The sequence below is a fragment of the Pseudomonas sp. C9D1 genome (assembly GCF_056491235.1).
The window spans coordinates 3,779,834-3,804,990 of sequence record NZ_JBSZIE010000002.1 but is presented as its reverse complement, the minus strand read 5'-3'; the positions used below and the strand labels follow the sequence as shown (position 1 = coordinate 3,804,990).

The following is a 25,157-nucleotide window of genomic DNA, read 5'->3' as shown; positions in this document are numbered from 1 at the left end:
GAGTTCTCCATGACCTGCATCGTCAACAGTGCACCGGTGGTCCAGATCACCGCTGCGGTGAAGCATTACCGTGCCCCGGAGGGCCACGCCGTGCGCGCCCTCGATGGCGTCGACCTGTGCGTCGGCGGCAATGAATTCGTCACCCTGCTGGGCCCCTCCGGCTGCGGCAAGACCACCCTGCTGCGGGTGATCAGCGGCTTCGAGGCCCTCGACGGTGGCGAGCTGCGCATCCAGGGCCAGCTGATGAACGAGGTGCCCCCGCACCTGCGCCCGGTGCACACGGTGTTCCAGAACTACGCCCTGTTCCCCCACCTCAGCGTCGGCGACAACGTCGGCTACGCGCTGGACATCCGTGGCGTCGCCAAGGCCCAGCGCAACCGCCAGGTGGCCGACGCCCTGGAGCTGGTGGGCATGGCCGGGCTGGAGAAGCGCAAGCCCGGCCAGCTCTCCGGTGGCCAGCAGCAGCGCATCGCCCTGGCCCGCGCCATCGTCAACAAGCCGGCCCTGCTGCTGCTCGACGAGCCGCTCTCGGCCCTCGACCGCCAGTTGCGCCAGAGCATGCAGCGCGAGCTGAAGAACCTGCAGAGCGAGCTGGGCATCGCCTTCGTCTTCGTCACCCACGACCAGGAAGAAGCGCTGACCATGTCCGACCGCATCGTCGTGCTCAACGGCGGCCACGTGCAGCAACTGGGCAGCCCGGAAGACATCTACGACCGCCCGGCCAACGCCTTCGTCGCCGGTTTCATCGGCGAGAGCAACCTGTTCGACGGCAGCGTCACCCGCCACCACGGCGACGCCGTGGAATTCCTCACCGCCCAGGGCGACACCCTGCGCCTGCGCCGCGCCGACCTGGCACCGGGACAGAAGCTCCAGGCCATGCTGCGCCCCGAGCAGTTCCACCTCACCTGTCCGGGCGACCCGGCACGCCACGCCTGCCTCGAAGGCCGCGTGCTGCAACAGGTGTTCATCGGCAAGGACTTCGAACTCAGCGTGCGCACCCAGCACGGCAGCCCGGTGAAGGCGGTGCTGCGCGCACCCTCGCGGGAGCTGATGGGCACGCTCGAAGCCGGTGCCCGGGTGCAGCTGTGGTACGCCACCGACGCCCCGCACCTGCTGCTGGCCCAGGAGAACCGCCCATGACTTCGTTTTCCCTCGCGGCCCGCACGCGCCTGCGCCTGGTCGGCCTGCTCAGCCCGGCGACCCTGGTGATCGTCGGTTTCTTCCTCGTGCCCATGGCCATCATGGCGCTCTACAGCCTGCTGGAGCCGGGCCTGTACGGCGGCGTGGAATGGTCCTTCTACCCGGACAACTTCGGCCGCATCCTCGGCTGGGCCGACGGCAGCAACGAAGAGTTCGACATCGTCTACCTGGAGATCCTGCTGCGCTCGTTCAAGCTGGCGGCGATGACCGTCGTGCTGACCCTCGCGGTCTGCTACCCGGCGGCCTTCTGGGTGGCGCGGCAGCCGGAACGGCGGCGCAACTTCTTCCTCTTCCTCATCACCCTGCCGTTCTTCACCAGCCTGATCGTGCGGCTCTACGCCTGGGTGCTGATCCTGCGGCCCACCGGCTTCCTCAACCTGGCGCTGCAGGCCCTGGGCCTGGCCGACCAGCCGCTGAACCTGATCTACAGCGAAACCGCCGTGCTGATCGGCATGACCTACATCTTCATCCCCTTCATGTTCATGCCCATCTACGCCAGCGTGGAGAAGCTCGACCGCAAGCTCCTGGAAGCCTCCGCCGACCTCGGCGCCAGCCGCTGGCAGAGCTTCTGGCGCATCGTCTTCCCGCTGACCCTGCCGGGCATCGCCGCCGGCTCGATCATCGTCTTCATCCCCAGCCTGGGTAACTTCATCGTGCCCTCGCTGCTGGGCGGCGCGCGGGTGGTGATGATCGGCAACCTGGTGGAGCAGCAGTTCCTCGCCGCGCGCAACTGGCCCTTCGGCGCCGCCCTGGCGATGCTGATCATGGCCGCGATGCTGGTGTTCCTGCTGCTCTACGTGCGCTGGCAGTCACGCGCCCAGGGCAGGGAGGGTCTGGTATGAATGCCCTCATCGCCCGCCTGGGGCGCGGCCTGCTCGGCGGCTACAGCCTGGCCTTCTTCGCCTTCCTGTACCTGCCCATCGCGCTGATCGTCGCCTACTCGTTCAACGCCAACCCGGTGAACATGATGATCTGGAGCGGCGCCAGCCTGGACTGGTACCGCACCCTGTTCGGCTTCTCCAGCTCGCTGAACGAGAACGCGCTCTACGTGGAATCCACCGACCAGCTGGTGGCCGCCCTGCGCACCAGCCTCACGGTGGCCCTGAGCACCACGGTGATCTCCACCCTGATCGGCACCCTCACCGCCCTCGCCCTGGCGCGCTACCGCTTCCGCCTACAGGGCTTCTACCGGGTGCTGCTGTTCCTGCCGATGCTGATGCCGGACATCGTCCTCGGCATCGCCCTGCTGATCTTCTTCGTCAACAGCGGCATCCCCCTGGGCAAGACGTCGATCATCATCGGCCACTGCACCTTCCTCATCAGCTACGTGTTCCTCATCGTCAGCGCCCGCCTGGCGGGGATGGACACGCGCCTGGAAGAAGCCTCGGCCGACCTCGGCGCCTCGCCCTGGACCACCTTCCGCCGCATCACCCTGCCGCAGATCCTCCCCGGCGTGCTCGGCGGTGCGCTGCTGGCCTTCATCATCTCGATGGACGACCTGGTGATCACCTACTTCATCTCCGGGGTCGACTCCACCACCTTGCCGGTCTTCATCTACGGAATGATCCGCCGCGGCATCAAGCCCGAGATCAACGCCATCGCCACCCTGCTGCTGATCGCCTCGCTGGTCATCGCTTCCCTCGGGCTCTACCTGCGCAACCGCAAGCCCGCCACTTCCCCTGCCGAGAATGCCCATGGCTAAACCACGCGCCCGTGAACTCGGGCTGGCCGTCCCCGGCCGGCCCGGCCCCAACAACGCCATCACCGACGTACCCGGCGTGCGCGTCGGCTATCGCACCCTCGACGGCGTCGCCGCCAACGGCAAACCCATCAAGACCGGGGTCACCGCCATCCTCCCCCGTGGCCTGGAGCCCGAGCCGCAACCCGTGTGGGCCGGCTTCCACGCCCTCAACGGCAACGGCGAGATGACCGGCACCCACTGGATCGAGCACGGCGGCTACTTCGTCGGCCCGCTGTGCATCACCAATTCCCACAGCGTCGGTATCGTCCACCATGCCGCCGCACGCTGGACCATCGACCACTACGCTGGCGCCTGGGAGGCCAACCACCTGTGGGCGATGCCGGTGGTGGCCGAGACCTACGACGGGGTGATCAACGACATCAACGGCCAGCACGTCACCGAGGCCGATGCCCTGGCCGCCCTGGCCGACGCCCGCGACGGCGCCATCGCCGAGGGCAACGTCGGCGGCGGCAACGGCATGATCTGCTACGGCTTCAAGGGCGGCACCGGCACCGCCTCGCGGGTGCTGGAGATCGACGGCCAGGCCTACACCCTGGGCGCCCTGGTGCAGGCCAACCACGGCCAGCGCGACTGGCTCAAGGTGCTCGGCGTGCCGGTGGGCAAGGCCCTGGGCGAGCAGCCCCAGGGGCTGGACCGCGAGCGCGGCTCGATCATCGTCGTGCTCGCCACCGACGCCCCGCTGCTGCCCCACCAGCTGCGCCGCCTGGCCCAGCGCGCCGGCCTCGGCGTCGGCCTGGGCGGTACCCCGGGGGGCAACAACTCAGGGGACATCTTCCTCGCCTTCAGCGTCGCCAACCCGCGCGCCCTGCCCCAGCTCACCCCCGGTGGGCGCTTCAGCCTGGAATGCCTCAACGACGAGCACATCGACGCCCTCTACCTGGCGGCGGTGGAAAGCACGGACGAGGCCATCCTCAACGCCATGCTCGCCGCCGAGGATGCCGTGATGCAGAAGCCGCAAGGCATCTGCCCGGCGCTGGATGGCGAGCGGTTGAAGGCGTTGCTGGAAGATGCGGGGCGGGTTGAGGCCTAGCCCCAGGCACCGGCGCTCTTCGTAGGATGGGTAGAGGTACGAAACCCATCAATGCGGAGTGCGCCCGGCCGTCAATCCGGGGAGGGCACCGGCGCGCTGCCGCCGGGCAGGTGTTCCTTGCAGTAGTCGACGAACATCTGCGCCGGCTTGGTCAGCTGGGCGCGCTTGAGCCAGGCGGCCACCAGGCCGGAGCCGGTCACGGCTTCGGCGATGTCCACCATCACCACCTTCTTGCCGTCGTAGGTGCATTCGGAATGGGGCCGGGTGACCAGCACCGAGAAGCCGAAACCCTGGCCGACCATGCCGCGCACCATCTCGATGGAGGGCGAGCTGAAGCCGATATTCGGGGTCAGGCCGAGCTCCTCGAAGAGGCTGACGAAGTAGGTCCGGCTGGGCTGCACGTCCAGCAGGATCATCGGCTCCAGCACCAGGTCACGCAGGGAAACCTCGGCCTGGCGGGCGAAGCGGTGGTTCTCCGGCAGCAGCGCATAGGGCCGCTGCGGCGGCATCAGCGGGTCGGTCTCGATGGTGGCGTCGAGTTCGTGCTGGTAGAGGATCGCCAGGTCGAAGCGCCCGGCGGTGAGCCCCTGCACCAACTCCTGCTGCTCGCCGTCGCCGATGCGGATCTCCACCCCCGGGTAGCGCTCGCGGAAGCCCGCGATCAGCCCCGGCAGGTACAGCGGCGCCACCGTCTCGAAGCAGCCGATGTCGATCTGCCCGGCCACCACGTCGTTCACCGCCAGGGCGTTCTGCTCGAACTCCCAGGCCATGCGCAGCAGGTCCTGGGCCTTGCGGTAGAAGCGCGAGCCGCTGGGGGTCAGCGACACGCCCTGGGCGTGGTGACGGATGAACAGCTGCACGCCGAAGCTTTCCTCCAGCCCCTTGATGGCGGTGGAGATGGACGGCTGCGCGATGTACAGCTTGCGCGAGGCCTCGGCCACGCTGCCGCACTCCACCGTCGTCACGAAGTACTTGAGTTGTCGCAGGGTGTAGTTCGCCACGGGGCACCTCGGCATGTCGCTCGCCGCCTCGGTCATGGCCGTGCGGCTGGTTCTTATGGGTGGGAGCAATCCCTCGGTGAAACATACCCCAGGCGCCGCTGCGGAAGGGTCTGCCCTGCCGAGCTTTTTCTTATCCAGCGAGCATATTTTTAATAATTTTCCTCGGCACCGCTCTATCGCACCATCCACTGCACTCGACTCACAAAGCCTGGACCGCGCAGACGGTCGACGAGGACGTGCAGCATGCCCCCCACCCGCGCCCCGTCGTTCCTCCCGCCCCCGGCCCGCGTCACCGTCGAACCCGCTTCCGGCACTGAACAGCGTGCACGCAGCACCGACCCGACCACCGCGAATCGCCTGCAGAAGGACAGAGACATGACAGTTGAAACCATAGAAATCGATACGCTCGTGGTTGGCGCGGGCCAGGCCGGCGTGGCCATGAGCGAACACCTGGGCAAGCTCGGCGTGCCGCACCTGGTGCTGGAGCGCAAGCGCATCGCCGAAGCCTGGCGCACGGGCCGCTGGGATTCCCTGGTGGCCAACGGCCCGGCCTGGCACGACCGCTTTCCGGGGCGCGAATTCGACGTCGGCCCGGACGACTTCCCCGGCAAGGAGCAGGTGGCGGACTACTTCGTCGCCTATGCCCAGCAGATCAACGCGCCGATCCGCACCGGCGTCGAGGTGAAGAAGGTGGTGCGCAACCCCGACCGCCCCGGTTTCACCGTCGAGACCTCCATCGGCGTGATTCAGGCCAACCGCGTGGTCTCCGCCACCGGCCCCTTCCAGCGCCCGGTGATCCCCGCCATCGCACCGGCGGAAGGCAGCATCCACCAGCTCCACTCGGCCGCCTACTACAACCCGCAGCAGCTGCCCGCCGGCGCCGTGCTGGTGGTGGGCGCCGGCTCCTCCGGCGTGCAGATCGCCGACGAGCTGCAGCGCGCCGGGCGCCAGGTCTACCTCTCGGTGGGCGCCCACGACCGTCCGCCACGTTCCTACCGCAACCGTGACTTCTGCTGGTGGCTGGGGGTGCTCGGCCTGTGGGACGCGGAAGCCGCGCAGCCGGGTCGCGAGCACGTCACCATCGCCGTCAGCGGTGCCCGCGGCGGCCACACCGTGGACTTCCGCGCCCTGGCCCAACAAGGCATCACCCTGGTCGGCCTGACCCAGTCGTTCGCGGGCGGCAAGGTGCGCTTCCAGGCGGACCTGGCGGAGAACATCGCCCGGGGCGACGAGAACTACCTGTCGCTGCTGGACGCCGCCGACGCCTACATCGCCCGCAACGGCCTCGACCTGCCGGAAGAACCGGAGGCGCGGCGCACGCTGCCGGACCCGGAATGCATCACCCGGCCGATCCTCGAACTGGACCTGGCCGAGGCCGGCATCACCTCGATCATCTGGGCCACCGGCTACGCCGTGGACTTCAGCTGGCTGCAGGTGAACGCCTTCGACGACAAGGGCAAGCCCAAGCACCAGCGCGGCGTCTCCAGCGAGCCGGGCGTGTACTTCCTCGGCCTGCCCTGGCTGTCGCGCCGGGGCTCCACCTTCATCTGGGGCGTGTGGCACGACGCCAAGCACATCGCCGGCCACATCGCCACGCAACGCAAGTACCTCGAATACCGCGACGCCTCGCAGCGCCAGGCAGACGCCGGCCTCAACGGCAGCAGCCAGGACGGCTACCGCGAGCCGCAACCCTCTAAAGCCAGCATCATGGGAGTCAGCTGATGCCCACCCACACCCGCATCCGCATGTTCAACACCAAGGACACCTACCCCAACCAGACCCTGGACAACGACCTCTGCCAGGCCGTGCGTGCCGGCAATACCGTGTACGTGCGCGGCCAGGTCGGCACCGACTTCGAGGGCAACCTGGTGGGCCTGGGCGACCCGCGCGCCCAGACCGAGCAGGCCATGAAGAACCTCAAGCAGCTGCTGGAGGAAGCCGGCAGCGACCTCTCGCACATCGTCAAGACCACCACCTACCTGATCGACCCGCGCTACCGCGAGCCGGTGTACCAGGAAGTGGGCAAATGGCTGAAGGGCGTGTTCCCCATCTCCACCGGCCTGGTGGTCTCGGCCCTGGGCCAGCCCCAGTGGCTGATGGAGATCGATGTGATCGCGGTGATCCCGGACGACTGGCAGCCAAAGGGCTGAGGAGCGAACCATGACCTTCTCCATCGTTGGCCGCTGCGCGGAAACCGGGCAGCTGGGCATCGCCATCAGCTCCTCCAGCATCGCCGTCGGCGCGCGCTGCCCCTGGGTGCGCGCCGGCGTCGGCGCCGTGGCCACCCAGAACATCACCCTGCCGGCCCTGGGCCCGCAGATCCTCGACCTGCTGGAGCACCAGCACCTGGAGCCGCAGGCGGCCCTGAGCAAGGCGCTCGGGAGCAACGGCTGGAGCCAGTACCGCCAGGTGACGGTGATCGACGGCACCGGGCGCACCGCCCTGTTCAGCGGCAAGGAGGCCCTCGGCCTGCACAACGCCGTGGCCGGCGAACAGTGCGTGGCGGCCGGCAACCTGCTCTCCGGCACCGAGGTGATCGACGCCATGGTCCACGCCTTCGAGCAAACCCCGGGCCTGCTCGCCGAGCGCCTGCTGGCGGCCATGCACGCGGCGATGGCCGCCGGTGGCGAAGCCGGGCCGGTGCACTCGGCGGCGCTCAAGGTGGTGGACGACCTCACCTGGCCCATCGTCGACCTGCGCGTGGACTGGGCCGACGAAGACCCCATCGGCCAGCTCGACGGCCTCTGGCAGGCCTACCGCCCGCAGATGCAGGACTACGTGACCCGCGCCCTGGACCCCACCGCAGCGCCCAGCTACGGGGTGCCCGGCGATGAATGAGACGAACAGCCGCGACCTGCTGGAGCGGCTGATCGGCTTCGCCACCGTCAGCCGGGACTCCAACCTGGAGCTGATCGCCTTCATCCGCGACTACCTGGCCGCGCACGGGGTGGAGAGCGAGCTGTTCCACAACCCCGAAGGCACCAAGGCCAACCTCTTCGCCACCCTCGGTCCCCGCGACCGGGGCGGCGTGGTGCTGTCCGGCCACACCGACGTGGTGCCGGTGGATGGCCAGGCCTGGACGGTGGAGCCGTTCCGCCTCAGCGAGCGCGACGGCCGCCTGTACGGGCGCGGCACCGCCGACATGAAGGGCTTCATCGCCTCGGTGCTGGCGGCGGTGCCGCGCTTCCTCGAACGCCCGTTGAAGCTGCCGGTGCACCTGGCCTTCTCCTATGACGAGGAGATCGGCTGCCTCGGCGTGCGGCCCATGCTCGCGGAGCTGGAAAAGCGCCCGCACAAGCCGCTGCTGTGCCTGATCGGCGAGCCCACCGAGCTCAAACCGGTGCTCGGCCACAAGGGCAAGCTGGCCATGCGCTGCCAGGTGCGTGGCGCGGCCTGCCATTCCGCCTATGCGCCCTATGGGGTCAACGCCATCGAATACGCCGCGCGGCTGATCGGCAAGCTGGGCGATATCGGCACACGGCTGGCCCATGTCGAGCACCATGACCCGCGCTTCGACCCACCCTTCTCCACGGTGCAGACCGGGGTGATCAAGGGCGGCCGGGCGCTGAACATCGTCCCGGCGGAATGCGAGTTCGACTTCGAGGTGCGCGCCCTGCCCGGCTTCGATGCCCAGCAGGTGGCGGACGAGTTGCAACGCTACGCCGAAGGCGAGCTGCTGCCGCAGATGCAGGCCGTGCAGGCCGACACCGGCATCCAGCTGCAGCCCCTGAGCGCCTATCCCGGCCTCGCCACCTCCCCCGACAGCGACGCCGCGCGGCTGCTGGCGCGGATCGCCGGCTCCAGCGCGTTCGGCACCGTCGCCTTCGGCACCGAGGGCGGGCTGTTCGACCAGGCCGGCATCCCCACCGTGGTCTGCGGGCCCGGCAGCATGGACCAGGGGCACAAGCCCGACGAATTCATCAGCCTCGAACAGCTCCACGCCTGCGACGCCATGCTTCTGCGCCTGGCCGACTACCTGGAGAACCCGGGCTGACCGCCAGCGACCGTAGGGTGGGCCGGGCGGCGGGCGAGTGAGTTGTCCACCTCCACCGCGTGGGTTTCGCTCCGCTCTACCCACCCTACGAAAGCCCATGCGCACCGCGTGATGATGCGCCGGGCGAATAACGTTGGAGCAGCCGCCAACGCCCCTCCAGGCCCCCTTTTTTCCGGTGTTTCTGCACCCCGATGGCGCACCCTGCAGGCCCGCCGCCCCAGGCTGGAGCCAAGGGCGGGAGGGTGCTGCGCGCGTGGTTCCGCTACTGAGCTTTTTCTTATCCACCGAGCATATTTTTAATAATTTTCCTAAGCCGAACTCTGTCGCACCATCAAGCCCAGTCACGAATAACAACCAGACCGCGAAGACGGTCGAGTGGGAGTGCAGCGTGTTCGATCTCGATTACTGGCAGCAGCGAGCTGCCCGGCAGGCATTCATCGACAAGGCACTGATCGGCGGCCATCAGGTCTCGGCCGCATCCGGTGCCACCTTCGACTCCATCAACCCCGCGACCAACCAGCTGCTGGCCCGCGTCGCCGCCTGCGGCGAGGCCGAGGTGGACCTGGCCGTGCGCAGCGCGCGCCGCGCCTTCGACCAGGGCCCCTGGGCACGCATGGCGCCGGTGGAGCGCAAGAAGGTGCTGCTGCGCCTCGCCGAGCTGATGATGGCCCACCGCGAGGAGCTGGCCCTGCTGGACTCCCTCGACATGGGCAAGCCGGTGATGGACGCCTACACCATCGACGTGCCCGGCGCCGCCAACGTCTTCGCCTGGTACGGCGAGGCCCTGGACAAGCTCTACGACCAGGTGGCCCCCACCGCCCCCGGCAGCCTGGCCACCATCACCCGCGAAGCGCTGGGCGTGGTCGCCGCCGTGGTGCCCTGGAACTTCCCCCTCGACATGGCCGCCTGGAAGCTGGCCCCGGCCCTGGCCGCCGGCAACAGCGTGGTGCTCAAGCCCGCCGAGCAGTCGCCCTTCTCCGCCCTGCGCCTGGGCGAGCTGGCCCTGGAGGCCGGCATCCCCGAGGGCGTGCTCAACGTGGTGCCGGGCCTGGGCGAAAGCGCCGGCAAGGCCCTCGGCCTGCACCCGGACGTGGACTGCCTGGTGTTCACCGGCTCCACCCAGGTGGGCAAGTACTTCATGGGCTATTCGGCCCAGTCCAACCTCAAGCAGGTGTGGCTGGAGTGCGGCGGCAAGAGCCCGAACCTGGTGTTCGAGGATTGCCGCGACCTCGACCTCGCCGCCGAGAAGGCCGCCTTCGGCATCTTCTTCAACCAGGGCGAGGTGTGCTCCGCCAACTCGCGCCTCTACGTGCAGCGCTCCATCCAGGACGAATTCATCGAACGCCTGCTGGCCAAGGCCCGTGACTGGATGCCCGGCGACCCGCTGGACCCCGCCAGCCGCGCCGGCGCCATCGTCGACGCCGCGCAGACCGGCCGCGTCATGGGCTTCATCGAAGGCGCCCAGGGCGAGGGCGCACGCCTGCTGGCCGGTGGCCGGCGCCTGACCTTCAACGGCTCGAGCAATTTCGTCGAGCCCACCCTGTTCGCCGACGTGCGCGGCGACATGACCCTGGCCCGCGAGGAAGTCTTCGGCCCGGTGCTGGCCATCAGCGCCTTCGACAGCGAGGAGGAAGCCATCCGCCTCGCCAACGACAGCGTCTACGGCCTGGCCGCCTCGCTGTGGAGCGACGACCTGCACCGCGCCCACCGTGTCGCCCGCGCGCTCAAGGCAGGCACCGTATCGGTGAACACCGTGGACGCGCTGGACGTCACCGTACCCTTCGGCGGCGGCAGGCAATCCGGCTTCGGCCGCGACCTCTCGCTGCATTCCTTCGACAAGTACAGCCAGCTGAAGACCACCTGGTTCCAGCTGCGCTGAGGTCGCGATGACGACCCGGCCGCGCCTCGCCGCGCGGCCGCCATGACAAGAAAACCATCCGCGCCCGTGCACGCGCGGATACCCGGCCACCAGGCCACAACTGCCTCGACAACTGAACACAACTGAAAAGTAGTGAGGGAGTTCTCATGTCCAGATCCTTGCGTACCACCCTGCCCGCCACCCTCGGCCTCGCCCTGCTGACCACGGTCGGCGCGGCCCAGGCCCAGCCCGGGACGCTCACCGTGATCTCCTTCGGCGGCGCCACCAAGGCCGCCCAGGATGCCGCCTATTTCCGCCCCTTCGAACAGAGCGGCGCGGCCAAGGTGGTGGCTGGCGAATACAACGGCGAGCTGTCCAAGGTGAAGGCCATGGTCGACATCGGCCAGGTCAGCTGGGACCTGGTGGAAGTGGAAAGCCCCGAACTGCTGCGCGGTTGCGAGGAGGGCCTGTTCGAGCCCATCGACCCGGCCCTGCTCGGCGATGCCGCGCACTTCATCCCCGGCACCCTCAGCGAGTGCGGCGTGGCCAGCTACGTGTGGTCCATGGTGCTGGCCTACGACGCCGGCAAGCTGGCGGCGGCGCCCACCTCCTGGGCCGATTTCTGGGACGTGCAGCGCTTCCCCGGCAAGCGCGGCCTGCGCAAGGGCGCCAAGTACACCCTGGAAGCCGCGCTGCTGGCCGACGGGGTGAGGCGCGAGGACCTCTACACCGTGCTGGCGACCCCGGAGGGCGTCAGCCGCGCCTTCGCCAAGCTCGACCAGATCAAGCCGAACATCCAGTGGTGGGAGGCCGGTGCCCAGCCGCCGCAGTGGCTGGCGGCCGGCGACGTGGTGATGTCCGCCGCCTACAACGGCCGCATCGCCGCCGCGCAGAAGGAGGGCTCCAAGCTCGCCATCGTGTGGAACGGCAACCTCTACGACCCGGACCACTGGGCCATCGTCCGTGGCAGCCCGAACAAGGCCCTGGCCGAACGCTTCATCGCCTTCGCCAGCCAGGCCGAGCCGCAGAAGAGCTTCTCCAGCCAGATCCCCTACGGCCCGGTGCACAAGGACGCCCTGGCGCAGCTGCCCGCCGCCACCCAGGCGCAACTGCCCACCGCGCCGGCGAACCTGGCCGAAGCCCAGTTGGTGGATGCGGAATTCTGGGTCAACCACGGCGAGGAGCTGGAGGAACGCTTCAACGCCTGGGCGGCGCGCTGAGCCATGGTTCCGTCCGCGCCGGGGAAGCCGTGCGCGGGCGGGGCTGAACGACGGGTGCACCCCGTCACACCAGCCGGCGGCCCCTGAGCCGCCGGCGGATAACAAGAAAATCGGGAGAGCGTCATGAGTGCGAGTGTTTCCATCCCTGCCACGGGGCAAACCAGCGGCCTGCGCCGCGTTCTCGGGCTGGGCCCGCTGGTGGCGGTGGCCGTCGGCCTGGTGGTGTCCCAGGGCGTGATGGTGCTGATGCTGCAAGGGGCCGGCCTGGCCGGGCTGGGCTTCATCATTCCCCTGGGCATCGCCTACCTGCTGGCGCTGACCTATGCCCTGTCGTTCTCCGAACTGTCACTGATGATCCCCCGCGCCGGCAGCCTGAGCAGCTACACCGAGGTCGCCATCGGCCACTTCCCGGCCATCCTCGCCACCTTCTCCGGCTACATGGTGGTGGCCATGTTCGCCCTCTCGGCGGAGCTGCTGCTCCTCGACCTGATCATCGGCAAGGTCTACCCCGGCGCGCTCCCGCCCATGCTGGTGGCCTATGGCGTGCTCGCCCTGTTCACCGTCTTCAACCTGCTGGGCATCGACGTCTTCGCCCGCCTGCAGAGCGCCCTGGCCCTGGTGATGGTGGTGACCCTGCTGGCCCTCGGCCTGGGCGCCATCAGCAGCGACCTGGCCACCCTGGCCACGCCCCTGGACCAGGGCTGGAACCCGCTGGAAGCCGGCGCGCTGACCCTGGCGGCCATGGCCATCTGGGGCTTCGTCGGCGCCGAGTTCGTCTGCCCGCTGGTGGAGGAAACCCGCCGCCCGGAGCGCAACATCCCGCGCTCGATGATCATCGGCCTGACCCTGATCTTCGGCATCATCATCCTCTACTGCCTGGGCGCGCTGCTGTGCATCCCCCGCGAGCAACTGGCCGCCGACCCGCTGCCACACTTCCTCTTCGCCACAACCGTGTTCGGCGAGGCCGGCAAGCTGTTCCTGGTGGCCGCTGCGGTGACCGCCACCTGCAGCACGGTGAACTCCTCCCTCGCCGCCCTGCCGCGCATGCTCTACGGCATGGCCCAGAACGGCCAGGCCTTCCCGCAGTTCAAGCGCCTCAGCCAACGCACCCGCACGCCCTGGGTGGCGGTGCTGTTCATCGCCGGCATCACCGGCCTGCCGATCCTCCTGCTGGGCCAGGACCCGGACTCCATCAGCCTGTTGCTGCTGGCCGCGGCACTGGCCTGGCTGCTGGCCTACATCATCGTGCACATCGACGTGATCGCCCTGCGCCGCCGCTACCCGCACATGGCCCGGCCGTTCCGTTCGCCCTTCTACCCCTGGCCCCAGGTGCTCGGCATCGTCGGCATGCTCTTTGCCATCTACCACGTCTCCCCGGCCCCGGAGATGACCGCGAAGATCTTCGGCACCGCCGGCGTGGTGCTCGGCCTGATCTCGGTGATCGCCATCGCCTGGATCAAGCGGGTGATGCGCAAGCCGCTGTTCGTGCCCGAGCCACTGACCCCTTCCGAGCCGGCGCCAATCATCCGCGCCGCCCTTTCCCCCGAACCTCTTTGACGAGCAGGAGAAGACCATGACCGCTCCCATCACCCCGCCGCGCAGCACCGAGGACTACCAGGCAGCCGATGCCGCGCACCACATCCACGCCTTCCTCGACCAGAAGGCGCTGAACGCCGAAGGCCCGCGCGTGATGGTGCGTGGCGAAGGCCTGCACCTGTGGGACAACGACGGCAAGCGCTACCTCGACGGCATGTCCGGCCTGTGGTGCACCAACCTGGGCTACGGCCGCAAGGACCTGGCCGCCGCCGCCAGCGCCCAGCTGGAGCAGCTGCCGTACTACAACATGTTCTTCCACACCACCCACCCGGCAGTGGTGGAGCTCTCCGAGCTGCTCTTCAGCCTGTTGCCGGCCCACTACAGCCACGCCATCTACACCAACTCCGGTTCCGAGGCCAACGAGGTGCTGATCCGCACCGTGCGCCGCTACTGGCAGATCCTCGGCAAGCCGCAGAAGAAGGTGATGATCGGCCGCTGGAACGGCTACCACGGCTCGACACTGGCGGCCACCGCCCTGGGCGGCATGAAGTTCATGCACGAGATGGGCGGGCTGATCCCCGATGTCGCCCACATCGACGAGCCCTACTGGTTCGCCCAGGGCGGCGACCTGACCCCGGCCGAGTTCGGCCTGCGCTGCGCCCGCCAGCTGGAGGAGAAGATCCTCGAACTGGGTGCCGACAATGTCGCCGGCTTCATCGCCGAGCCCTTCCAGGGCGCGGGCGGGATGATCTTCCCGCCGGAAAGCTACTGGCCGGAGATCCAGCGCATCTGCCGCCAGTACGACGTGCTGCTGTGCGCAGACGAGGTGATCGGTGGCTTCGGCCGCACCGGCGAATGGTTCGCCCACCAGCACTTCGGCTTCCAGCCCGACACCCTGTCCATCGCCAAGGGCCTGACCTCCGGCTACATCCCCATGGGTGGCCTGGTGCTGGGCAAGCGCATCGCCGAGGTGCTGGTGGAACAGGGCGGCGTGTTCGCCCACGGCCTGACCTACTCCGGGCACCCGGTGGCCGCCGCCGTGGCCATCGCCAACCTCAAGGCGCTGCGCGACGAGGGCGTGGTCACCCAGGTGAAGAACGACACCGGCCCCTACCTGCAGCAATGCCTGCGCGAGGTGTTCGGCAAGCACCCGCTGATCGGCGAGATCCAGGGCACCGGCCTGGTGGCGGCCCTGCAGTTCGTCGAGGACAAGGCCACGCGCAAGCGCTTCGACAACGAGAACGACATCGCCTGGCGCTGCCGCACCCTGGGCTTCGAGGAAGGCGTGATCATCCGCTCCACCCTGGGCCGGATGATCATGGCGCCCGCCCTGGTGGCGACCCGCGCGGACATCGACGAGCTGATCGACAAGACCCGCCGCGCGGTGGAGCGCACGGCCCAGGAGATCGGCCGCAGCTGACCTCCAGGTAGCACCTTAGGGTGGGCCGGGCGGCGCTCCGCTTCAGCCCACCAGCGATGCAGCAGATGAACCGGGGGCATCTCCAGGCCCCGGTGCAGGAGGTGGCGGTGGGCTGAAGCCCACCCTACGACTGGGAACCCACGCAGGTGGCGGCCAAAAGGGGCCGGCGCCGCGATGACCCGGTCCCGCTCCACGGCGATACGCCGCATCAGACGCACCCAACGACACAGGGCCCATGGAAGGGGCCGCAGCAGAACAGGACCCCGAGCCCACGCAGGCCCGGGGCGCGGAACGAATTCGGCCAATGGCCCGTACTGCCCAGCAATTCCAACAACTAATGCGGGAGTGTTCCATGATCAAGTCCTTGCTACGTCGCTTCACCCTTCCCCTCACCTGCACCGCGTTGGCGGTCGGCGCCGCCGGCGCCCAGGCGGGCACCCTGTCCATCGGCCATACCACCTGGGTCGGCTACGGCACGCTGTACCTGGCCCGCGACCTGGGCTACTTCAAGGAGCTAGGCCTGGACCTGGAGCTGACCACCATCGAGGAAGCCTCGATGTACATGGCCGCCCAGGCCTCCGGGAAGCTGTCCGGCTCGGCCTCCACCATCGACGAGGTGCTCAAGTACCGCTCCAAGGATTTCTGCTTCAAGGCGGTCGCCGCGCTGGACGAAAGCTACGGCGGCGACGGCGTGCTGGTGGGCAAGGAGGTCACCAGCCTGAAGGACCTCAAGGGCCAGTCGGTGGCGGTGAACGAGGGCTCGGTCTCGCAGTTCTGGCTGTCCTACCTGCTCAAGCACAACGGCATGACCATGGCCGACCTGGATATCCAGAACATGACGGCCGACGACGCCGCCACCGCCTTCATCGCCGGTCGCGTGCCCGCCGCCGTGACCTGGGAGCCGCACCTGTCGCTGGTGCGCCAGAAGGGCGAAGGCAAGGTGCTGGTGGACAGCAGCACGACCCCCGGCGTGATCGTCGACGTGGTGGCGCTGTCCTGCGATGTGATCGACAAGCAGCCCGAGGACGTGAAGGCGCTGATCAAGGGCCTGTACAAGGCCGTGCAGTTCACCCAGGACAACCCCGAGAAGGCCCACGAGATCATGGCCAAGGGCGTCGGCGGCTACCTGGCCGACCCGGTGGAGCTGGCCAACGCCGCCAAGGGCGTTCGCTTCTACGATCAGGCCATGAGCGAGAAGCTGCTTGGCGTGCCCGGCAAGCCCGGTGACATCAAGGGCGTGATCCGCCTGGCCAACGAGACCTGGAGTGCCCTGCAGGGCAAGCGCTACGAGGTCAGCTACGACGACCTCGTCGACACCCGCTTCGTCAGCCAGTAAGGGAGCCGACCATGCCTTCTCGACACTCCTGGCTGAACCGCTGCCTGACCCCCAAGGTCGAGCTGCCGGCGAAGCTGATACTCGGTGCGGGCAGCCTCGGCTGGCTGCTGGTGCTCGGCCTCTGGGCCGGGCTTTCCTACGGCGGCGTGGTGCCGGCGATGTTCCTGCCCACCCCGGGCGCGGTGCTGGAGGCGGCCGCGCGCCTGGCCGGCGACGGCACCCTCGGCAAGCACGTGCTGGCGAGTGTCGAGGTGGTGCTCATCGGCTTCGCGGTGTCGTCCCTGGTGGCGGTGCCGCTGGGGCTGCTGATGGGCAGCTTCCGCATCGTCCAGGCCTTCCTCGAACCGCTGGTGAACTTCGTCCGCTACCTGCCGGTGACCTCCTTCGTGCCGCTGTTCATCCTGTGGATCGGCATCGGCCTGGAGCAGCGGGTGACGGTGATCATCTTCGGCGTGTTCTTCCAGCAGCTGGTGATGATCGCGGACGTTTCCAAGGGCGTCTCGCGGGACCTGATCAACGCCTCCTACACCCTGGGTTCGAGCCGCCGCGACGTGGTGCTCCATGTGCTCGGCCCGGCCTCCCTGCCCGGCGTGCTGGACACCCTGCGGGTGACCATGGGCTGGGCCTGGACCTACCTGGTGGTGGCCGAGCTGGTGGCCGCCAGCAGCGGCCTGGGCTACATCAGCCTGAAGGCCATGCGTGGCTTCCAGGTGGACGTGATCTTCCTCGCCATCGCCATCATCGGCCTGCTCGGGCTGGTGACCGATCAACTGTTCCGACTCCTCCGACTGAAGGTGGCCTCATGGGCGCAGTAGCAGCCATGCACGATCAGACCCTGGCCGCCCCCGCTGCGGCCGCAACCCCCACTGAACGCCTGCGGGTGGAGAACGTCTGCCTGCGCTACCAGAGCCCGGGCGGCAAGACCTTCGCCGCGCTGGAGAACGTCTCCCTGAGCGTGCCGGACCAGCAGTTCGCCGTGCTCGTGGGCCCCTCCGGCTGCGGCAAGTCGAGCCTGCTGTACCTCACCGCCGGCCTGGCCGAACCCACCTCGGGGGAGATCTACGTCGGCGGCAAGCGGGTCGACGGGCCCGGCGCCGATCGCGGCATGGTGTTCCAGGGCTACACCCTGTTCCCCTGGCTCAACGTGCGCGAGAACATCGAGTTCGGCCTCAAGCGCAAGGGCATGCCCAAGGGCGAACGCCAGGAGATCGTCGACTTCTACCTGGCCGAAGTGGGCCTGGCGCCCTTCGCCGGGCATTACCCCAAGCAGCTTTCCGGCGGCATGATGCAGCGCGTGGCCATCGCCCGCGCACTGGCCAACGACCCGCAGATCCTGCTGATGGACGAGCCCTTCGGCGCCCTCGACAGCCAGACCCGCATGCAGATGCAGAAGCTGTTGCTGCGGGTGTGGGAGCACAGCAAGAAGACCGTGGTGTTCGTCACCCACGACATAGACGAAGCCATCCTGCTGGGCGACCGCATCTACGTCATGGGCGCCCGCCCCGGCCACATCAAGCGCGAGCTCGACGTGCCCATCCCCCGCCCGCGCGAGCTGGACATGGTGATGGACCGCGCCTTCATCGAGATGAAGCGCGAGATCCTCGGCCTGCTCCACGACGACCTTGAAGAGATGCACTGACCGCCCTGGGGCGGCGCGCCCGCCCCGGCACCATCGCAAGGAGGGCCCCATGCCCGCTTCGACTCCATCCCCCCAGCGTTACGACTACCTGGTGGTCGGCGCCGGATCGGCCGGCTGCGTCCTGGCCAACCGCCTCAGCGCCGATCCCGGCGTGCGCGTCTGCCTGATCGAGGCCGGCGGCAGCGACGCCAGCCCGCGCGTGCAGACGCCGGCCGGCACCATCACCCTGTACAAGAGCCGGCGCTTCAGCTGGAACTTCTTCTCCGCGCCCCAGCCACGCCTCAACGGCCGCCAGCTGCACTGCCCACGGGGCAAGGCACTGGGCGGCTCCAGTTCGATGAACTCGATGATCTACATCCGTGGCGACGCCTCCGACTACGACCGCTGGGCCGAACTCGGTTGCGACGGCTGGAGCTGGCGCGAAGTGCTGCCGCTGTTCAGGAAATCCGAGGGCAACCGCCTGGGCCAGGACCTGGCCTACCACGGCACCCGGGGCGAGCTGCTGGTGGACCGCGCCCGCGATCCCAACCCGCTGTCGTCGCTGTTCATCAAGGCGGCGGAAGCCATCGGCCTGAAACGCAACGACGACTTCAACGGCGGCCAGCTGGAAGGCGTCGGCCTCTACAACCTGACGCAGAAGGACGCACAGCGGCTGTCCAGCTACCGCGCCTTCGTCGCGCCGGTGCGCGAGCGGCCGAACCTGCAGGTGCTGACCGGCTGCAAGGTGCTGTCGCTGCTGCTGGAAGACGGCGCCGCCAAGGGCGTGCTGATCGAACGTGACGGCGTGGAGCAACGCCTGGAGTGCGGGCGCGAGGTGATACTCGCCGCCGGCGCCATCGGCTCGCCGCAGGTGCTCCTGGCTTCCGGCATCGGCCCCAGGGCGGAGCTGGAGGCCGCCGGCATCGAGGTGCGTCACGACCTGCCCGGCGTCGGCAAGAACCTGCAGGACCACCTCGACGGCCTGGTCACCGTGCGCTCGCCGAGCCCGCTGACCCTGGGCTTCTCCTGGGGCTCGCTGCCCAGCGTGCTGCTGTCGCCCTTCAAGTACCTGGCGCAGCGGAAGGGCTGGCTGACCACCAACTACGTGGAGGCCGGCGGCTTCGCCCGCACGCCCCTGGCCGGTGCGCTGCCGGACGTGCAGTTCCACTTCGTGCCGGGCTACCGCAGCCACCGCGGCCGCCTGTTCGAGTGGGGCCACGGCTACGCGGTGCACACCTGCGTGCTGCGCCCCGGCAGCATCGGCGAGCTGCGGGTGAAGGCGCGAGGGGAGATCGAGATCGACTACAACTTCCTCGCCGACCCCCAGGACGCCCGGGTGCTGGTGGAGGGCATCCGCCTGGCGCGGCGCATCCTCGCCGGTGCCGCCTTCGATGGCCTGCGTGGCCAGGAGATGCTGCCCGGCGCCGAGGTGCAGAGCGACGAGCAGTTGCTGGCGTACATCCGTGAGCACGCCGCCACGGTGTTCCACCCGGTGGGCACCTGCAAGATGGGCGTGGACGCCATGAGCGTGGTGGACCCGCAGCTGCGGGTGCGCGGCGTGAGGGGCCTGCGCGTGGCCGATGCCTCGATCATGCCGACCCTGGTCAGCGGCAACACCAATGCGCCGTGCATCATGATCGGCGAGAAGGCCGCGCAGATGATCCTGCAGGGTGGAGCGGCCGAGGTGGAAGCCGTGGAGGATGTCGCGGTGGCGGTCTAGGCCGTGCCGGTGGTTCCCGGGCTGAAGCCCGGGCTACGGCTGGCGCTGCGAACGGAAATGAAAAGGCCACCCGAGGGTGGCCTTTTCCGTTACCGCGAGGCTCAAGCCGGTTGGCTGGCCCCACCGCGCTTGTTGCTGGACGCGGCTTCGGCAGCCATGGATTCCATGGCCTCCTGGATGGCGCGCTTGCGGCGCTCTTCGGCCTGGCGGCTGAAGTACCAGGCGAAGAAGGTGAACAGCGACACGGTCAGCAGGATCAGGCTGGCCACGGCGTTGATCTCCGGTTTCACCCCCAGGCGCACGGCGGAGAACACTTCCATCGGCAGGGTGGTGGAACCGGGGCCAGAAACGAAGCTCGCCAGCACCAGGTCGTCCAGGGACAGGGCGAAGGACATCATGCCGCCCGCCGCCAGCGACGGCGCGATCATCGGGATGGTGATCAGGATGAACACCTTCCACGGACGCGCCCCGAGGTCCATGGCGGCCTCCTCGATGGACAGGTCCAGCTCACGCAGGCGCGCCGACACCACGATGGCCACGTAGGCCGAGCAGAAGGTGGTGTGGGCGATCCAGATGGTGACGATGCCACGCTCCTGGGGCCAGCCGATCAGTTGCGCCATGGCCACGAACAGCAGCAGCAGCGACAGACCGGTGATGACCTCGGGCATGACCAGCGGCGCGGTGACCAGGCCGCCGAACAGCGTGCGGCCACGGAAGCGCGGGATGCGGGTCAGGACGAAGGCCGCCAGGGTGCCCAGCGCCACCGCCGCGATGGCGGTGTAGCAGGCGATCTCCAGGGAGCGCATCACCGAGTTCATCAGCTGGGAGTTGTCCAGCAGGCCGACGTACCACTTCACCGACCAGCCGCCCCAGACCGTTACCAGCTTGGAGGCGTTGAACGAGTAGATGACCAGGATGAGCATCGGCAGGTAGATGAACAGCAGGCCGACCCAGAGCATCACGTTGGAGAAACTGAAGCGCTTCATACCTTGCCCTCCAGTTCCTTGGCTTGGTTACGGTTGAACAGGATGATCGGGACGATGAGGATCGCCAGCATCACCACTGCCAGCGCGGACGCCACCGGCCAGTCGCGGTTGTTGAAGAACTCCTGCCACAGCACCTTGCCGATCATCAGGGTCTCCGGGCCGCCGAGCAGTTCGGGGATGACGAACTCGCCCACCACCGGGATGAACACCAGCATGCTGCCGGCGATGATGCCGTTCTTGGACAGCGGCACGGTGATCTTCCAGAAGCTGTTGAAGTTGCTCGAACCGAGGTCCGATGCGGCTTCTAGCAGGCTCTGGTCGTGCTTCACCAGGTTGGCGAACAGCGGCAGGATCATGAACGGCAGGTAGGAATAGACCACGCCGATGTAGACCGCGGTGTTGGTGTTGAGGATCTGCAGCGGCTCGCTGATCAGGCCGATGCCCATCAGGAAGCTGTTGAGCAGGCCGTTGTTGCTGAGGATGCCCATCCAGGCGTAGACGCGGATGAGGATGGCGGTCCAGGTCGGCATCATGATCAGCAGCAGCAGCACGGTCTGGGCTTCCTTGCCGGCACGGGCGATGGCGTAGGCCATCGGGTAGCCGATCAGGAGGCACAGCAGGGTGCTGAAGAAGGCCATCTTCAGGGAGCCCAGGTAGGCGGCCAGGTAGAGTTCGTCCTCGCTCAGCATGAAGTAGTTGCCGAGGTTGAGGACGATCTGCAGCTGGTTGTCGGCCCAGGTGTAGATCTCGGTGTAGGGCGGGATCGCCACGTCCGCTTCCGCGAAGCTGATCTTCAGCACGATGGCGAAGGGCAGCAGGAAGAACAGGAACAGCCAGAGGAACGGGATCCCGATCACCGCGTGCCGGCCCGTGGGCAGGCGTTTCTTCAGTCTGGAGATTTTCATGAGCGCAGCACCACCCCGCTGTCGTCCTCCCACCATACGAAGACTTCATCGTCCCAGGTCGGACGCGCGCCGCGACGCTCGGCGTTGGCGACGAAGGACTGGACGATGGAGCCGCCGGGCAGCTTGACGTAGAACACCGAGTGACCGCCGAGGTAGGCGATGTCGTGGATCTTTCCGCGCGACCAGTTGTACTCGCAGGTGGGCTGCTCGGTGGTGACCAGCAGCTTCTCGGGGCGCAGGGCGTAGGTGATGCGCTTGTCCTGCACCGAGGTGGTCACGCCGTGGCCGACGTAGATCGGGCGCTCCAGCTCGGGGCAGGCGATCAGGGCGTGGGCCTCGAGGTCCTCCACCACTTCGCCGTCGAACAGGTTGACGTTGCCGATGAACTCGCACACCAGGCGGCTGATGGGGGTCTCGTAGATGTCCACCGGGCTGCCGATCTGCTCGATGCAGCCCAGGTGCATGATGGCGATGCGCTGGGCCATGGTCATGGCCTCTTCCTGGTCGTGGGTCACCATGACGCAGGTCACGCCGACGCGCTCGATGATCTCCACCAGCTCCAGCTGCATCTGCGAACGCAGCTTCTTGTCCAGGGCGCCCATGGGCTCGTCGAGCAGCAGCAGCTTGGGACGCTTGGCCAGCGAGCGGGCCAGGGCCACGCGCTGACGCTGGCCACCAGACAGCTGGTGCGGCTTGCGCTTGGCGTACTGGGTCATCTGCACCAGCTTGAGCATCTCGCTGACGCGCTCATCGATCTCGCTGCTGGAGAGGCGATCTTGTTTGAGTCCGAAGGCGATGTTCTGCGCAACAGTCATATGCGGGAAGAGCGCATAGGACTGGAACATCATGTTGATCGGCCGCTCGTAGGGCGGCATGTCGGTGATATCGACGCCGTCGAGGAAGATGCGACCTTCAGTGGGACGTTCGAAACCCGCCAGCATGCGCAGCAGGGTTGACTTGCCCGAGCCGGAACCACCCAGCAGGGCGAAGATCTCGCCCTTGTTGATGGTCAGCGAGACGTCGTCCACCGCAAGGGTCTCGTCGAACTGCTTGGTCACCCGGTCGATCTTGACCAGCACCTCTTTGGGTTGCTGGTTGCCCTCGAGGGCTTTCTTGTAGGCACCGGAGGCTATTGCCATTACCACACTCCCAATTCTTGCTAGCCGACCATTATGGCCGGTTGCGTTGAGTATCGCTCGTTAGGCGCGAGACGCGCGTCCAGACCCGCTCGTCGCCCGCTCTGGCGCAAGCTGCGCGAGCCCTGCCCGCGCGGCTCGCCCCCGATCACTTGCCCGACTTGACCTTGGTCCAGCTCCGGGTCATCAGCCGTTGCACCTTCGGAGGCAGTTCCTCCGAGACATACAGCTTGTCCAGCACCGCTTGTGGCGGGTACACGGACGCGTCGTCACGCACTTCCTGATTCATGAATTCGCCCGACTTGGTGTTCGGGTTGGCGTAGCCCACGTAGTCGCTGACCTTGGCGATGACTTCGGGGCGCAGCAGATAATCGATGAAGGCGTGGGCTTCCTTGGCGTTGGCAGCATCGGCCGGCACGGCGACCATGTCGAACCACAGGTTGCCGCCCTCTTTGGGGATCGCGTAGGCGATTTCCACGCCCTTGCCGGCTTCCTCGGCGCGCGCGGCGGCCTGGAAGATATCGCCGGAGAAGCCCGCCGCGACGCAGATGTCGCCGTTGGCCAGGTCACCGATGTACTTGGAGGAGTGGAAATAGGTGATGTAGGGACGAACCTCCATCAGCTTGGCCTCGGCTTTCTTGTAGTCGTCCGGGTTCTTGCTGTTGGGGTTCAGGCCCAGGTAATTGAGCATGGCCGGAATCATTTCGTCGGCCGAGTCGAGGAAGGCCACGCCGCACTGGCTGAGCTTCTTGATGTTCTCGGGTTCGAAGATCACCGACCAGGAGTCGATCTTGTCGACGCCGAGCACGGCCTTGACCTTCTCGGCGTTGTAGCCGATGCCGTTGGTGCCCCAGAGGTAGGGGACGGCGTACTGGTTGCCGGGGTCATTGGCTTCCAGGCGCTTGAGCAGCACGGGATCGAGGTTGTCCCAGTTCTTCAGCTGGCTGCGGTCCAGTTTCTGGAAGGCGCCGGCCTTGATCTGCTTGCCGAGGAAGTGGTTGGAGGGGACTACCACGTCATACCCGGTGCGACCGGCCAGGAGCTTGCCTTCGAGGGTTTCGTTGGAGTCGAAGACGTCATAGACGGGCTTGATGCCGGTCTCTTTCTGGAAGTCCGCCAGGGTGGTCTCGCCGATGTAGTCGGACCAGTTGTAGATGTGCACCGTCTGCTCGGCGTGGGCCTGTGAAGCCAGGGTCAGCACGGCGGCGGTGATCAGGGTTTTGCAGAAGGAAACTCGCACACTTTAATCCTCTTGATATGCCGGGCCGCTGGCGCACCGGGGCGCGCTGCGGAGTGTCTTATCGGGTTGTCGCTTCAACGACCACTTTTTATCCGGGTCCAGTCACGGGTCAGCCAGCGCTGGACATCGCGCGGGCGCTCCCGGGCCACGTAGAGCTTGGCCATCACTTCCGGCGAGGGGTAGACGCCGGGGTTCTCGCGCACGCTGGCATCCACCAGCGCGGTCGCATCCTTGTTGGCATTGGCATAGGAAACGTAGTCGCTGATCTTGGCGATCACATCCGGGCGCATCAGGTAGTTGATGAAGATATGCGCCTCTTCCACGTGCTTGGCGTCCCGGGGGATGGCCAGCATGTCCGCCCACATGGCGGTGCCTTCCTTGGGGATGACGTAGATGATCTCGTCCTTGCGCCCGGCCTCTTCGGCGCGGCTGGCGGCCTGGAGCATGTCGCCGGAGTAGCCGAAGGCGATGCAGATGTCGCCGTTGGCCAGGTCGCCGATGGACTTGGAGGAGTGGAAGTAGGTGATGTACGGGCGCACCTTGAGCAGCTGGGCGGTGGCCTTGTCGTAGTCGGCGCGCTCGTGGGTGTGGGGCGAGCCGCCGAGGTAGTTGACCATCTGCGGCATGACTTCATCGCCGGAATCGATCAGGGCGACGCCGCACGGGGTGAGCTGCTTGACCACCTCGGGGTCGAACAGCAGCGACCAGGAGTCGAGCTTGGCATCGGCACCGAGGATGGCGCGCACCTTGGTGGCGTTGAGGCCGATGCCGTTGGTGCCCCACATGTAGGGCACGGAGTATTCGTTGCCCGGATCGCCGCCCGCGAGGTTCTTCAGCACGGCAGGGTCCAGGTGGGAGAGGTTCGGCAGCTTGGACTTGTCCAGCTTCTGGTAGGTGCCGGCCTTGATCTGCTTGGCCAGGAAGTGGTTGGTGGGGACCACCACGTCGTAGCCGGATTGCCCGGTGGCGAGCTTGCCGTCGAGGGTTTCGTTGGAGTCGAAGACGTCGTAGACCACCTTGATCCCGGTTTCCTTCTGGAAGTTCTCCAGGGTGTCCGGTGCGATGTAATCGGACCAGTTGTACACGTGCACGACACGCTCCTGCGCCTGTGTCATGGACACGACGAAGAAACTGGCCAGCAACCCGTACAGCCAGGGGCGATTGCGCATGAGGAGGTCCTCTTGGGGTGGTTCAC

22 protein-coding genes are annotated in these 25,157 nt (G+C 67.6%); 16 read left to right on the top strand and 6 right to left on the bottom strand.

Annotation, left to right across the window (positions count from 1 at the left end; translation table 11 throughout):
• The first annotated feature begins 9 nt into the window (after positions 1–9).
• The 4 genes from ACXI0U_RS25420 to ACXI0U_RS25405 are packed head-to-tail and all read left to right on the top strand — an operon-like array spanning position 10 to position 3,992.
• Positions 10–1,140, top strand: a complete 1,131-nt coding sequence (locus ACXI0U_RS25420; protein ID WP_431483148.1) for an ABC transporter ATP-binding protein — start codon at positions 10–12, stop codon at positions 1,138–1,140.
• Positions 1,137–2,042 (top strand): ABC transporter permease, encoded by a 906-nt coding sequence (locus tag ACXI0U_RS25415; protein ID WP_479550996.1) that lies wholly within the window; start codon positions 1,137–1,139, stop codon positions 2,040–2,042. Before ACXI0U_RS25420 ends, ACXI0U_RS25415 begins: the two co-directional genes overlap by 4 nt.
• A complete protein-coding gene (locus ACXI0U_RS25410) occupies positions 2,039–2,902 on the top strand; it encodes an ABC transporter permease (protein ID WP_043244902.1) in 864 nt (287 codons plus the stop codon). Before ACXI0U_RS25415 ends, ACXI0U_RS25410 begins: the two co-directional genes overlap by 4 nt.
• Positions 2,895–3,992, top strand: a complete 1,098-nt coding sequence (locus ACXI0U_RS25405) for a DmpA family aminopeptidase (RefSeq protein ID WP_021218268.1) — start codon at positions 2,895–2,897, stop codon at positions 3,990–3,992. Before ACXI0U_RS25410 ends, ACXI0U_RS25405 begins: the two co-directional genes overlap by 8 nt.
• Before the next feature lie 71 nt (positions 3,993–4,063).
• Here the strand turns inward: ACXI0U_RS25405 and ACXI0U_RS25400 are convergent, their stop codons facing one another.
• Positions 4,064–4,993 carry a LysR substrate-binding domain-containing protein gene (locus ACXI0U_RS25400; protein ID WP_021218267.1) on the bottom strand — a complete coding sequence of 310 codons (930 nt, stop codon included), beginning with the start codon at positions 4,991–4,993 and terminating at the stop codon, positions 4,064–4,066.
• 375 nt (positions 4,994–5,368) lie between these two features.
• Between ACXI0U_RS25400 and ACXI0U_RS25395 the strand changes: the two genes are divergently transcribed.
• The 12 genes from ACXI0U_RS25395 to ACXI0U_RS25340 all read left to right on the top strand — a co-directional run bounded on the left by ACXI0U_RS25395 (position 5,369) and on the right by ACXI0U_RS25340 (position 19,695).
• The gene (locus ACXI0U_RS25395) at positions 5,369–6,715 is read left to right on the top strand and encodes a flavin-containing monooxygenase (protein WP_431483539.1); all 1,347 of its coding nucleotides are present in this window, start codon (positions 5,369–5,371) and stop codon (positions 6,713–6,715) included.
• The gene (locus tag ACXI0U_RS25390; protein ID WP_021218265.1) at positions 6,715–7,143 is read left to right on the top strand and encodes a RidA family protein; all 429 of its coding nucleotides are present in this window, start codon (positions 6,715–6,717) and stop codon (positions 7,141–7,143) included. Before ACXI0U_RS25395 ends, ACXI0U_RS25390 begins: the two co-directional genes overlap by 1 nt.
• A 10-nt stretch (positions 7,144–7,153) precedes the next feature.
• Complete coding sequence (locus tag ACXI0U_RS25385) at positions 7,154–7,831, top strand: DUF1028 domain-containing protein (protein WP_265170243.1); 678 nt, start codon at positions 7,154–7,156, stop codon at positions 7,829–7,831.
• The gene (argE, locus tag ACXI0U_RS25380; RefSeq protein ID WP_350447479.1) at positions 7,824–8,987 is read left to right on the top strand and encodes an acetylornithine deacetylase; all 1,164 of its coding nucleotides are present in this window, start codon (positions 7,824–7,826) and stop codon (positions 8,985–8,987) included. The genes ACXI0U_RS25385 and argE overlap by 8 nt, the downstream gene beginning before the upstream one ends.
• A gap of 388 nt (positions 8,988–9,375) precedes the next feature.
• The gene (locus tag ACXI0U_RS25375; RefSeq protein ID WP_479550995.1) at positions 9,376–10,866 is read left to right on the top strand and encodes an aldehyde dehydrogenase; all 1,491 of its coding nucleotides are present in this window, start codon (positions 9,376–9,378) and stop codon (positions 10,864–10,866) included.
• Positions 10,867–11,012: 146 nt separating this feature from the next.
• A complete protein-coding gene (locus ACXI0U_RS25370; protein ID WP_479550994.1) occupies positions 11,013–12,065 on the top strand; it encodes an ABC transporter substrate-binding protein in 1,053 nt (350 codons plus the stop codon).
• Between the two features lie 123 nt (positions 12,066–12,188).
• Entirely contained in the window at positions 12,189–13,622 is a 1,434-nt protein-coding gene (locus ACXI0U_RS25365; protein ID WP_479550993.1) for an APC family permease, read from the top strand.
• Positions 13,623–13,638: 16 nt separating this feature from the next.
• On the top strand, positions 13,639–15,021 hold the full coding sequence (locus ACXI0U_RS25360) for an aspartate aminotransferase family protein (protein WP_479550992.1): 1,383 nt from the start codon (positions 13,639–13,641) through the stop codon (positions 15,019–15,021).
• A gap of 352 nt (positions 15,022–15,373) precedes the next feature.
• Positions 15,374–16,357: an ABC transporter substrate-binding protein gene (locus ACXI0U_RS25355; protein ID WP_479550991.1), complete on the top strand. Its 984-nt coding sequence runs from the start codon at positions 15,374–15,376 to the stop codon at positions 16,355–16,357.
• An 11-nt stretch (positions 16,358–16,368) separates the two neighbouring features.
• Complete coding sequence (locus tag ACXI0U_RS25350) at positions 16,369–17,172, top strand: ABC transporter permease (RefSeq protein ID WP_021218256.1); 804 nt, start codon at positions 16,369–16,371, stop codon at positions 17,170–17,172.
• On the top strand, positions 17,160–17,996 hold the full coding sequence (locus ACXI0U_RS25345; protein WP_316924098.1) for an ABC transporter ATP-binding protein: 837 nt from the start codon (positions 17,160–17,162) through the stop codon (positions 17,994–17,996). The genes ACXI0U_RS25350 and ACXI0U_RS25345 overlap by 13 nt, the downstream gene beginning before the upstream one ends.
• 49 nt (positions 17,997–18,045) lie before the next feature.
• On the top strand, positions 18,046–19,695 hold the full coding sequence (locus tag ACXI0U_RS25340) for a GMC family oxidoreductase (RefSeq protein ID WP_479550990.1): 1,650 nt from the start codon (positions 18,046–18,048) through the stop codon (positions 19,693–19,695).
• A 101-nt stretch (positions 19,696–19,796) separates the two neighbouring features.
• Here the strand turns inward: ACXI0U_RS25340 and ACXI0U_RS25335 are convergent, their stop codons facing one another.
• The 5 genes from ACXI0U_RS25335 to ACXI0U_RS25315 form a co-directional block, all read right to left on the bottom strand.
• Positions 19,797–20,681: an ABC transporter permease subunit gene (locus tag ACXI0U_RS25335; RefSeq protein WP_021218253.1), complete on the bottom strand. Its 885-nt coding sequence runs from the start codon at positions 20,679–20,681 to the stop codon at positions 19,797–19,799.
• Positions 20,678–21,559: an ABC transporter permease subunit gene (locus ACXI0U_RS25330; RefSeq protein WP_479551114.1), complete on the bottom strand. Its 882-nt coding sequence runs from the start codon at positions 21,557–21,559 to the stop codon at positions 20,678–20,680. Before ACXI0U_RS25330 ends, ACXI0U_RS25335 begins: the two co-directional genes overlap by 4 nt.
• Positions 21,560–21,582: 23 nt before the next feature.
• Entirely contained in the window at positions 21,583–22,725 is a 1,143-nt protein-coding gene (potA, locus tag ACXI0U_RS25325; protein WP_184488326.1) for a polyamine ABC transporter ATP-binding protein, read from the bottom strand.
• Between the two features lie 145 nt (positions 22,726–22,870).
• Positions 22,871–23,962: a polyamine ABC transporter substrate-binding protein gene (locus tag ACXI0U_RS25320; protein ID WP_043244879.1), complete on the bottom strand. Its 1,092-nt coding sequence runs from the start codon at positions 23,960–23,962 to the stop codon at positions 22,871–22,873.
• 74 nt (positions 23,963–24,036) lie between these two features.
• Positions 24,037–25,131, bottom strand: a complete 1,095-nt coding sequence (locus ACXI0U_RS25315) for a polyamine ABC transporter substrate-binding protein (RefSeq protein WP_410478740.1) — start codon at positions 25,129–25,131, stop codon at positions 24,037–24,039.
• Positions 25,132–25,157 lie beyond the last annotated feature (26 nt).

Excerpts from the sequence above, each read along its gene's own strand:
- ACXI0U_RS25420 (WP_431483148.1), top strand. The coding sequence starts at position 10 with ATGACCTGCATCGTCAACAGTGCACCGGTGGTCCAGATCACCGCTGCG.
- ACXI0U_RS25345 (WP_316924098.1), top strand. The coding sequence starts at position 17,160 with ATGGGCGCAGTAGCAGCCATGCACGATCAGACCCTGGCCGCCCCCGCT.
- ACXI0U_RS25405 (WP_021218268.1), top strand. The coding sequence starts at position 2,895 with ATGGCTAAACCACGCGCCCGTGAACTCGGGCTGGCCGTCCCCGGCCGG.
- ACXI0U_RS25350 (WP_021218256.1), top strand. The coding sequence starts at position 16,369 with ATGCCTTCTCGACACTCCTGGCTGAACCGCTGCCTGACCCCCAAGGTC.
- ACXI0U_RS25355 (WP_479550991.1), top strand. The coding sequence starts at position 15,374 with ATGATCAAGTCCTTGCTACGTCGCTTCACCCTTCCCCTCACCTGCACC.
- ACXI0U_RS25370 (WP_479550994.1), top strand. The coding sequence starts at position 11,013 with ATGTCCAGATCCTTGCGTACCACCCTGCCCGCCACCCTCGGCCTCGCC.
- argE (WP_350447479.1), top strand. The coding sequence starts at position 7,824 with ATGAATGAGACGAACAGCCGCGACCTGCTGGAGCGGCTGATCGGCTTC.
- ACXI0U_RS25360 (WP_479550992.1), top strand. The coding sequence starts at position 13,639 with ATGACCGCTCCCATCACCCCGCCGCGCAGCACCGAGGACTACCAGGCA.
- ACXI0U_RS25315 (WP_410478740.1), bottom strand. The coding sequence starts at position 25,131 with ATGCGCAATCGCCCCTGGCTGTACGGGTTGCTGGCCAGTTTCTTCGTC.
- potA (WP_184488326.1), bottom strand. The coding sequence starts at position 22,725 with ATGGCAATAGCCTCCGGTGCCTACAAGAAAGCCCTCGAGGGCAACCAG.
- ACXI0U_RS25395 (WP_431483539.1), top strand. The coding sequence starts at position 5,369 with ATGACAGTTGAAACCATAGAAATCGATACGCTCGTGGTTGGCGCGGGC.
- ACXI0U_RS25335 (WP_021218253.1), bottom strand. The coding sequence starts at position 20,681 with ATGAAGCGCTTCAGTTTCTCCAACGTGATGCTCTGGGTCGGCCTGCTG.
- ACXI0U_RS25365 (WP_479550993.1), top strand. The coding sequence starts at position 12,189 with ATGAGTGCGAGTGTTTCCATCCCTGCCACGGGGCAAACCAGCGGCCTG.
- ACXI0U_RS25340 (WP_479550990.1), top strand. The coding sequence starts at position 18,046 with ATGCCCGCTTCGACTCCATCCCCCCAGCGTTACGACTACCTGGTGGTC.
- ACXI0U_RS25385 (WP_265170243.1), top strand. The coding sequence starts at position 7,154 with ATGACCTTCTCCATCGTTGGCCGCTGCGCGGAAACCGGGCAGCTGGGC.
- ACXI0U_RS25415 (WP_479550996.1), top strand. The coding sequence starts at position 1,137 with ATGACTTCGTTTTCCCTCGCGGCCCGCACGCGCCTGCGCCTGGTCGGC.
- ACXI0U_RS25410 (WP_043244902.1), top strand. The coding sequence starts at position 2,039 with ATGAATGCCCTCATCGCCCGCCTGGGGCGCGGCCTGCTCGGCGGCTAC.
- ACXI0U_RS25390 (WP_021218265.1), top strand. The coding sequence starts at position 6,715 with ATGCCCACCCACACCCGCATCCGCATGTTCAACACCAAGGACACCTAC.